5 protein-coding genes are annotated in these 9,703 nt (G+C 74.5%); all 5 read right to left on the minus strand.

The window, feature by feature from the left end; all coding sequences use genetic code 11:
- Nucleotides 1–229: 229 nt before the first annotated feature.
- Nucleotides 230–1,642 carry a DUF7507 domain-containing protein gene (locus tag DZF91_RS00455; protein WP_117355539.1) on the minus strand — a complete coding sequence of 471 codons (1,413 nt, stop codon included), beginning with the start codon at nt 1,640–1,642 and terminating at the stop codon, nt 230–232.
- Nucleotides 1,643–1,992: 350 nt separating this feature from the next.
- Nucleotides 1,993–2,853, minus strand: a complete 861-nt coding sequence (locus DZF91_RS00460; protein WP_117355544.1) for an alpha/beta fold hydrolase — start codon at nt 2,851–2,853, stop codon at nt 1,993–1,995.
- Between the two features lie 119 nt (nt 2,854–2,972).
- Nucleotides 2,973–3,482 carry a nuclear transport factor 2 family protein gene (locus DZF91_RS00465; RefSeq protein ID WP_117355540.1) on the minus strand — a complete coding sequence of 170 codons (510 nt, stop codon included), beginning with the start codon at nt 3,480–3,482 and terminating at the stop codon, nt 2,973–2,975.
- Nucleotides 3,483–3,535: 53 nt separating this feature from the next.
- The gene (ccrA, locus tag DZF91_RS00470; protein WP_117355541.1) at nt 3,536–4,966 is read right to left on the minus strand and encodes a crotonyl-CoA carboxylase/reductase; all 1,431 of its coding nucleotides are present in this window, start codon (nt 4,964–4,966) and stop codon (nt 3,536–3,538) included.
- A gap of 19 nt (nt 4,967–4,985) precedes the next feature.
- Entirely contained in the window at nt 4,986–9,590 is a 4,605-nt protein-coding gene (locus DZF91_RS00475) for an SDR family NAD(P)-dependent oxidoreductase (RefSeq protein WP_235833950.1), read from the minus strand.
- Nucleotides 9,591–9,703: the final 113 nt, after the last annotated feature.

Consider the following 9,703-nt stretch of genomic DNA (forward strand, 5'->3'; position numbering starts at 1 on the left):
TCACGATCATCAGGACAGATCATTTGTTGCCCGCCGCATATTTCTTTGCCTGGCTCTCGAGGCGGCGCAGCCACAAATCGGGACACTTCTTGTCATTTATCAAAGGCGGGCATTTCGGGCAGGCAGCGGGCCGCTCGATGCGAGCGCCGGGCCGAGGGGCGACATGCCACCGCGCGCGAAAGAGGGCGCCCGGGGCCATCGCCCCGGACGCCCTCCCCGGACGTCGGACCTAGCCGGTCACGGGGACGTGCCCGTAAGCCTGGGCGCAGTCCCAGCCGGACCGCACGTGCGTCCCCTCCTCGAACGCCCGGCCCTCCGCGGCGGCGCAGTTCTTCACGGAGTGGTGCCGCAGGTCCCTCCTGGTGACGCGGTACGTCGCGGAGCAGACCATCGACTCCCCGGCCGCGAGCGTCGTCCGGGGGCACCGGACCTCCGACAGGCCGCGCATGTGGTCCTCGACGCGCACGTTGTTCAGCGCGACGTCACCGGTGTTCGTGACCTTGATCTTGAAGTGCAGCCGCTGGCCCGCGTGGCCGTAGGTCCCCGGGTGCACCCACTTGTGCACCTCGAGCGACGGGTGGTGCTCCACCGGAGGCGGCGGCGGAAGCTCCTCTTCGATGACGACCAGCTTCTCGATGACCACGTCCACGCAGTCCTCGCGGGCGAGGATGATCTTCTGGCCCTCGCGCGGCATCCCCGGGTAGCCCGCTTCGCGGACGTACACGGCGGCCTGCCCGATGTGGTGGACGACGCGCGCCCGGATCCGCACCCGCACCTTGCCGGGGTGGGCGGACCGCAGGTAGAAGGACGCGCCCCTCTCCAGCGGTGCGCCGCTCCGGATCGGCTGGGTGCCCGCGGCGTCGCGGTACATCTCGCCGCCGGTGACGTCCACGGACGCCTTGTCCGAGGTGCCCTCGACCGAGTACGGGCCGGCGAGGGAGTTGGCGCGGACGTGCTCCGGGCCGCTGACCCGCAGGGACGGGCTCGCCGGCTCCTCCAGCGGCCCCTCCTTGATGACGCGGCTGACGATCCGGGACGTCGTGGGGAAGAGCGGGTGGTCCTGGTCGAGGACGTACCTGTTGGAGAAGAACCAGATCGCCGCCTGGACGGCCGCGGCCTTCGCCCGTTCGCTCATCCCGGCCGGCTCGGCCGTGTTCGGGTAGTAGTCGTGGATCGTGCGCGCGATGTAGCCGAGGTTCCGCGTGCGGGCCTCGCCCCACGTGCCGTACCGGTACGGCATGTGGCCGCGCGTCGGGTGCTCCAGGTCGAAGCAGTAGGCGCGCACCAGCTTGCCGTCCTCCCGGATCCCGCGGATGATGCCCGCGTGGCGGATGACCCGGCGGTGGAAGTCCCTGGGGCTGTAGCCCCGGGGGACGTAGCCGTGCAGCGGGTCCATCGACTCGGGGCCGACGTACCCGGAGAGCGACGCGCCGGGGCCCGGCGAGACGATGTGGAACTCCGCCTGGGGCGGGCCGTCCGCGCGGGCCGGACCGTCGGCGCGGGGCGGGCCGTCCGCGCGCGCGGCGTTCGGGACCCCGTCCCGCTCGGCTCCTCCCGCCGCCGGAGCGACACCGAAGGAGATGACCGCCAGCGCCGCCGCGAGTACAGACCCCGAACGGCGCGAAAGGCTAATCTTGGACATATTCCCCCACTCAATTCGTCGATCTGCTCGGGGGGTGCCTCGATAATGCCCCGTCCAACCCCGGCCGTGGGCTTAACGGCGAAACAATTAATGATCAACGGGCGCGATTTTGCGCGGCGGGCGGCGCACCTCTTTTCGCCGAAGAACCGAGATTGACGAAATCCGCACTGTTCCGCGTGGGGGCGACGCCGCTCCGCGTCGGATGATGAGCAGCGTCTTGCCGGGGGTGGCGCGGTTCCCGACCGCGGCGTGGGCGTCGGCGACGGCCCGCAAGGCACCACGCTGCTCCCTCAACCTGCCTTGAGGTCAGGCGGCGGAAGGCGACGGTTCCCGGCGGGCCGGCACCGGGATCAGGAGAGGAAGGTGCGGAGCTTGTCAGCGAAGGCCTCGGGCTTGCCCGGATAACCGGTCTCGGGGCCCGCGAAGCCGCCGTGGTGGCTGGGGAAGACCGGGGCCTCCCCGCCGAGCCGGGCGGCCAGCACCCGGGCCGGACGCGCGGTGAGGGCGTCGCCGGTCTCCTCGGCGACGGCGACCACGACGCGGGCGGGGGCGGCGGCCAGGGCCGCGACGTCGGGCTCGTAGTCCATGATCGCGTCGGACGTGCCGGACAGCAGCGGGTCGTCGCGCTTCCCGTCGTCCTCGGTCGGCATCCCGTAGGCGGCCGGGTCCGGGACGGGCTGCGCGAAGTAGGCGTCGGTGTACTCGCCCTGCCAGCTCGTCACGGCCATGAAGGCGGCCATGCCCGCGCCCCAGCCCTTCGCCTGGTAGGCGTCCCTGACGGCGGCCATGGCACGGCGGGCGGCGTCCGCGTCGGGCAGGACGGAGACCAGCGGCGGTTCGTGCGCCACGAGCGTCGTCACGTCGTCCGGGTGGGCGGTGACCAGGGCGAGGGCGGTCACGGCGCCGCCGCTGCTGGCGAACATCTCGACCGGGCCGGCGCCCAGGGCCTCGATGATGGCGTGGACGTCCCGGGCCTGCGTCCCGGGGTCGTTGTCGGTGCGGCCGTCCGTGCGGGTGCTGCGGCCGAGGCCGCGCGGGTCGTAGGTGACGACCGTGCGGTCCGGGAAGCGGGCCGCCAGCGCGCGGAAGCCGTCCGCGCACATCGGCTGCCCGATCATGAACAGCGGCGGGCGGCCGTCGGCGGTGGGAAGCGGCCCCTCGACGTCGTAGACGAGGTTCGCTCCGGTGGTCTCGAGGGTGTGCGTGCTCATGCCCATATCGACTCCTGCGAGGTCCCTGGCTCATCGGTCCGGACCGGACTCGGCCGGTCTCGCACATTGGTCGGAGCCGCCGCCGTCGTCTTGACACACCCCGACGGAGAATTCGGCGGCTACTCGTCGTCGGCCAGGTCGGACGCGTCGACGGACCCGCCCGACCCGGAGGGCTCGGCGGCCGGGGACATGGCGATGGTGTCCCAGGTCGGCGTGAGCGTCAGCGTCTTCAGCCGCCAGCCGTACGGCGTGCGGACGGCGGTGCCGGTGACGACCGCGCCCGCCACGTACACCCGCTCGGTGTCCAGCAGGACGTAGGTGGCGTTGGAGTTGACGCGCAGCGACGCCTCGTCGCCGCGCAGCTCGATGAGGTGGTTGGCGTAGATGTGCTGGGTCGTGCCGAAGGCGGCCAGCGAGTCGGTCAGGTACTGGGACAGGTCGGTCAGGCCCTCGTGCTCCTGCGACGGGACGCCCACGGTCGCGTCCGGCGTGAACAGGGCCGCGAGGGAGTGGGCGTCGAACGCGCGGTCGTCCAGGGCGCGCGCGTAGCGGTCCAGGAGGGTGACCAGTTCGGCGCGGTCGGCCAGGGCGTCGAGCCGTGCGTCGGCGGTCGGGTCGTGTGGCGCCATGCCCGTCTCCGTTCAGGCTGATGATCTTCTCGTCACCGAACGTAGCAAGAACATCACGCCGAGCGGCGGACCGGGGGCCGGTCAGCGGCGGAAGCGGCGGACCGGGGGCCGGTCAGCGCCGGAACAGGTGGAACCGGTCCTCGCCGATCCGCTCGCGCAGCGCCGGGTCGTCCACGCCCTGCCCCTCGGCGGTCGCGCCGCACAGCACCGCGACCTTCCCGATGTGCTGGGCCCTGCCCCTCGGCGGTCGCGCCGCACAGCACCGCGACCTTCCCGATGTGCTGGTTGGTCTGGACGGCGCGGGTCGCCTCGCCCGCCTCCTCCAGCGGGTAGGACCGCGACAGCGTCGGCTGGATCATCCCGAGCGAGAACAGCCGGTTGACCTGCACCGCCTCGTGGTAGTTGAAGCCGTGCGAGCCGATGATGCTCTTCAGCCGCATCCACAGGAACCGGTTGTCGTACTCGTGCTTGTAGCCGGTGGACGAGCCGCAGGTGACGATCTTCCCGCCGCGCTTGGCGACGTAGACGGACGCGCCGAACGTCTCGCGGCCGAGGTACTCGAAGACGATGCCCGGGTCCTCGCCGACCTCGCGGCGGATGGCCTCGCCGAGGATGCGCCCCGCCTTGGGGTTGCGCAGGCCGCCCTCGCCGAGGTCCAGGCCGGTGCGGTCGATGACGTGCCGGCAGCCCTGCGCGCGGACGATCTCGGCCTTCTCCTCCGACGACACGACCGCGACGGGGATGCCCCCGCCGTTGAGCACGAGCTGCGTGGCGAACGACCCGAGCCCGCCCGTCGCACCCCACACGAGCACGACGTCGCCCTGCTTCATCCGGGCGCCGTGCGTCCCGACGAGCATCCGGTAGGCGGTCGCGGCGCACAGCGTGTTGGAGCCCGCCTCCTCCCAGGTCAGGTGCGCGGGCTTCTTGATCAGCTGGTTGGCCTTGACGACGCAGAAGTCGCCGAGCGAGCCGAAGTTGGTCTCGAACCCCCAGGCGAGCTGCGACTCCGACATCATGCCGTCGTCGTAGGAGCCGTGGTCCTCCTCGTCCACGTAGGACGGCGAGATGACCACGCGGTCGCCGACCTTCCAGTGCTTCACCCCCGCGCCGGTGCGCACCACGACGCCCGCGCCGTCCGAGCCGAGCACGTGGTACGGCAGGTCGTGCCGCGCGCCGTACCAGCCCTGCCGCCCGAACTTCTCCAGGAACGCGAACGTCGGCACCGGCTCGAAGATCGCCGACCAGACCGTGTTGAAGTTGATCGCCGCCGACATCACCGCCACGACGCACTCGTCCGGCGCGATCTCCGGCATCTCGACCTCGCCCACGTGGATCGACCGCCGCACGTCCTTGTCGGCCTGCCCCTCGAAGACGCCCACCTCGTCCTTGCGGGTGAACGCGGCGCGGTAGCGCGTCGGCAGGTCGATCTCGGCGAGCTCCCGGCCGGACGCACCGGACCGGACGGCGTCGAGCAGCTCGGACATGGGGGGTTCCTCCGCGGGATCAGTGGGCCGTGGACAGGGCGGCCGAGGGGGCGGACGCGGTACCGGAAGCGGGGGCGCCGCCGGCGGCGCCGTGGGGGGCGGTGCCGTCGGAGGCGGCGGCGAGGCGGCCGTCCAGGTGGGCGGCGAGGAGCCGCACGCCGGGCGGGTCGAGCAGGTTCAGGTGGTGGACACCGGGGATCGTGACCTTCTCCAGGTCGGAGCAGAGCGAGCCGAACCCGTTCGTCCCGTCCAGGACGTACCGGGCGTCCTTCACCGCCCAGGGGGTCTCCTCGGGCGCGTAGTAGAGGATGACACGCCCGTCGTAGGGACGGGGCTCGTACGCCTCGAGCGACCGGGTGTCCTGGTGCGAGGTGAGCTGGTGGTGCAGCGCGGCGGGCGGGATCAGCTCGGCCAGCGGCGCGGCCCGCTCCATGACCAGCGCGAACTGCTGCTCCTCCGGCAGCCCCGACAGCTCCTCGTAGGTGAGCGCGACGTCCAGGCCGTAGGTCTCGTTGATGTACTCGGTGAACGCGGCGAAGCGGCGGGCGAGCGTGTCGGACTCGTCCTCGACCGGCAGCGGCAGCCCGGCGTCGAACAGCGCGACGAACTCGACCTCGCGTCCGGCCGCGCGCAGCCGCCGGGCCGTCTCGTACGCCAGGACGCCGCCGAACGACCATCCGGCCAGCCGGAATGCGCCCTCGGGCTGCGCCTCGACCAGGTGCCGGACGTAGCGCTCGGCGCGCTCCTCGACCGAGGGCGCGTCGTCGAACCGCTCCAGCCCGTACACCGGCTGGTCGTCGCCCAGCAGCTCGACGAGCTGCCGGTAGCAGGCGGTGGTGCCGCCCGCCGGGTGCGCGATGAAGATCGGCCGCCGGGTCCCGGACGGCTTCAGCGGCCGGACGATCTGCCGCGCGGCCTCCTCGTCCGCGGCCCGGATGTACTCGGCGACGTGCTCGGCCGTCGGGGTGGCGAACAGCTCGCCCCGGGTCGCCTCGCCGCCCAGCTCCCGGAGCAGCAGCGCGACGACCTCGTCCGCCTGCTCGTCGGTGCCGCCGAGGTCGGCGTGGAAGTCGGCGACGACCGAGACGCGGTCGAGGCCGAGGACGTCCTCGAAGAACCGGACGGCCAGGCGCTCGGCGGCGTCGCGGGCCATCACGTACCCGGCCTCCGCGTTCGACTCGGCGAGCGGAACGGCGGCCGGAGTCGGCGCCGCCGCGAGGCCCAGCTCCTCGGCGGCCCACTCCTCGAACACGTCGACCGACGCGCCCTTGAGCAGCACCGACGCCGGGACGGTCAGGCCGAGGTCGTGCTCGACGCCGCTCTTGATCCGGACCGCGACCAGCGAGTCCAGGCCGAGGTCGGTGAGCGGGACGGCCGGGTCGAGCCGGTCGGGCGCGAAGCCGAGCACGGACGCGATCCGCCAGCGGAGCCGAGCGGCGATGCGGGCGCGCGCCTCGTCCGGCGGGAGCTCCCTGACGGCGTCGATGCCGGGCCAGTCGCCGGTGTCCTGGGACTCCGCCGCCACGGCCTCGGTGAGCGACGCGAAGTACGGCATGCGCGCGATCTCGGGGAACAGGCCCACGGCCGCGGACGGGTCGAACCGCAGCACCCCGGCGGCGGTGGCGTCGGCGGCGAGCAGCGCCTCCAGCGCCTGCACGCCCTCGTCCGGGGTGATCGGCTCGATCACCGCGACCCGCAGGCCCGCGGCCCCGCCGACCTGCGACCAGGTGCCCCAGTCGATCGCGGTGGCCGGGCGGCCGTGCGCGCGGCGGTGCGCGGCGAGCGCGTCCAGCGCGGCGTTCGCGGCGGCGTAGGCGGCCTGGCCGGGCGAGCCGAGCAGCGCGGCGGCCGAGGAGTGCAGGACGAACCAGTCGAGGTCGGCGTCCCAGGTCGCCTCGGACAGCGCCCGCGCGCCCGCCACCTTCGCCGTCCACACCCGGTGCAGGTCGTCCGGGCCGAGGTCGGTGAGCATCCGGTCGTCGATCGCGCCCGCGCCGTGCACGATCCCCCGCAGCGTCGCGCCGCCCTCCCGGGCCGCCGCGACGAGCCGTCCGGCGACGCCGGGCTCGGCGATGTCGCCGAGGACGACCTCGACGTCCACGCCGTCCTCGCGCAGCCGCGCGATGGCCTTCTCGGCCTCGGCGGACGGTCCGGACCGGCCCGAAAGCACGATCCGCCCGGCGCCGCGCTCGGCCAGCAGCCGGGCCGTGACCAGCCCGATCCCGCCGTACCCGCCGGTGATCACGTACGCGCCGCCGCGCCGGACGACGCGCCTGCGCCGGCCGGTCTCCGGCAGGACGGCCCGGTCGAGCCGGGCCGTGCGGCGGACGCCGCCGCGGTAGGCGGTCTCGCGGGACGGGTCGTCCGCGAGGAGTTCGGCCACCAGGTCCTCGGGCCGGGCGGCGTCCACGAGCGTGGCGCGCTGGACGGTCCGCTCGAACGCCAGCACGCGGGTGAGCGCGCGGACGTGCGCCCGCCGGTGGTCGCCGGCCTCGCCGGGCAGCACCGGCAGCGCGTCGCGCGTGGCGACGTAGAGGCGCGGGCCGTCCGGCAGGGCGACGGACGCGCGCGCGACCGCGAGGACCAGTTCCTCGTCCGCGAGCCCGCCCGGCACCAGGACGACGCCGTGCACATCGCCGGACGGGACCGCGCCGATCGGCTGCCGCGCGACGGTGTGGCCGCGCGCCTCCAGTTCGGCCGCGACGGCGGCGGCGAAGGGGTCGGCGAGGGGGTCGGCGTCGTCCGCGAGCAGCAGCCAGGACGCGTCCGACACGACCGGTTCCGGGGTGTCCGAGATGTCCCAGACGACCTCGGCGAGCTTGGCGGAGAGCGGCACGGGCAGGTCGGCGCGCTCGACGCGGCGCAGCGCGATGCCGGTCGCCTCGACCAGGACCTCGCCGTCCGGGCCGAGAATCCGCAGGTCGCCGTGGGTGCCGTCGAACGCGGCGCGGACGTCGCCGCCCCGGTGCGTCGGCCCGTGCACGCGCAGCGCGCCGATCGCGTCGACGGTCCACGTCCCCTCGCCCGCCGCCGCGGACAGGACGGCGAGGGCGCGGTCGAAGACCTCCGGGTGCAGGCGGAAGTGGCGGCTGCCGCGCTCGGCCCCCGCGATCGCGGTCACCGGACCGTCGGCGGGACCGGCGGGCCGGCCGGTGGGCGGGCGGTGGTCCTCGGCGACGTCCGCGCGGGCCAGCCGGGTCCAGGTCCCGGCGGGGGTGAGCGCGTGGACCTCGACGCGCCGCTCGTCCTCGTCGAAGGTGGTCGTGACCGTCGTGGACGCGTCGAGCGCGAGCGGACGCTCCATCCACAGGCTGTGGACGCGCACCGCCTCGACGCCGAGCGCCTCGGCCCCGGCGGCGAGCGCCATCTCCGCGACCGCGGCGGGCGGCAGCACGTGCAGGCCGTGCACCGGCGCGATCCACGGCTGGGCGGCGGTGCCGACGTCGGCGCGCCAGGCGTGCCGGTCCTCGCCGGGCAGCTCGACGTGCGCGCCGAGCAGCGGGTGCTCGTCGCGGCGCGCGGCGCGGCGCGACCGGGACGTGTCGATCCAGTGCCGCTCGTGCCGCCAGGATGCGGACGGCACGTCGGCGACCGCGCCGTCGGCGGGCGGCGCCACGGGGTGGCCGTGCGCGGCGAGCTCGGCCAGCCGCGCGTGGAAGGTCAGGGTGTCGTCGGTCTCCTGGCCCCTCGGCGCGCGCTTGAGGGTGTGCGTGACGAACGCGCCGACGCCCTCCAGCGTCTCGCCGACGGCGTGCGCGAGGATCGGATGGGCGTTGACCTCGATGAACGTCCGGAACCCGTCGTCGGCCGCCGCCGCGATCGCGTCGGTGAGCCGGACGGGGTTGCGCAGGTTCTCCGCCCAGTACCCGGCGTCCATCGGGACGTCGGCGCGCGGGTCGTCCAGCGCCGTCGTGTAGAGGCGGACGCCCTCGGCGAGCGGCGTGCCGGGCTCCGCCCCGACCTTGGCGAGAGCGTCGCGCAGGTCGGGCAGGAGCGGATCGACCTGCGGCGAGTGCCCCGCGCCCTCCGCCTTGATCATCCGGGCGAGGAGGCCCTCGGCCTCGGCGCGCGCCACCACGGCCGCGACCTGCCCGGCGTCGCCGGTGACGACGGTCTGCCGGGGCGAGGAGTGGACGGCCGCGTACACCTCGTCCAGGCCGGCGGCGAGCCGCGCGACCCCGGCGGCGGACGTGCCGAGCACCGCCATCGCGCCGCCGCCGACCAGCCGGTCCAGCAGCCGGGAGCGGCGGCAGATGACCTTCACGCCGTCCGCCAGGGACAGCCTTCCCGCGACGACGGCCGCCGCGACCTCGCCCATCGAGTGCCCGACGACCGCGCCGGGCGTCACGCCGTACGCCTTCCACATGCGCGCGAGCCCGATCTGGATCGCGAACAGCAGCGGCATCGTGACGGCCGGGCCGCCCTCGACCGGCTCGCCCTCCTCCAGGACGGCCCACAGCTCGGGTCCGCCCTCCTCGGCGAACAGCGCGTCCAGGTCGTCGACGGCCTCGGCGAACGCGGGCTCCTCCTCCAGCAGCCGCTGCGCCATGCCCGTGCGCTGCGCGCCGTACCCGGAGAACACCCAGACCGGACGTCCCGGCGAACCCACGGCCGCGCCGCTCACCACGCCCGGATGCGGACGTCCCTCGGCCAGCGCCCGCAACCCGTCGACCAGCCCGGCGCGGTCGCGGGCGGCGACGGCGGCCCGGGCGCGTCCCCGCCCGTCGCGGCGGCGCA

This window comes from Actinomadura logoneensis (genome assembly GCF_003428695.1).
GTDB classification, from domain to species: Bacteria; Actinomycetota; Actinomycetes; order Streptosporangiales; family Streptosporangiaceae; genus Spirillospora; species Spirillospora logoneensis.

What these genes read in the sequence shown, in the direction of transcription:
- DZF91_RS00460 (WP_117355544.1), bottom strand. Translation starts at nt 2,853, where the DNA reads ATGAGCACGCACACCCTCGAGACCACCGGAGCGAACCTCGTCTACGAC.
- DZF91_RS00465 (WP_117355540.1), bottom strand. Translation starts at nt 3,482, where the DNA reads ATGGCGCCACACGACCCGACCGCCGACGCACGGCTCGACGCCCTGGCC.
- DZF91_RS00455 (WP_117355539.1), bottom strand. Translation starts at nt 1,642, where the DNA reads ATGTCCAAGATTAGCCTTTCGCGCCGTTCGGGGTCTGTACTCGCGGCG.
- ccrA (WP_117355541.1), bottom strand. Translation starts at nt 4,966, where the DNA reads ATGTCCGAGCTGCTCGACGCCGTCCGGTCCGGTGCGTCCGGCCGGGAG.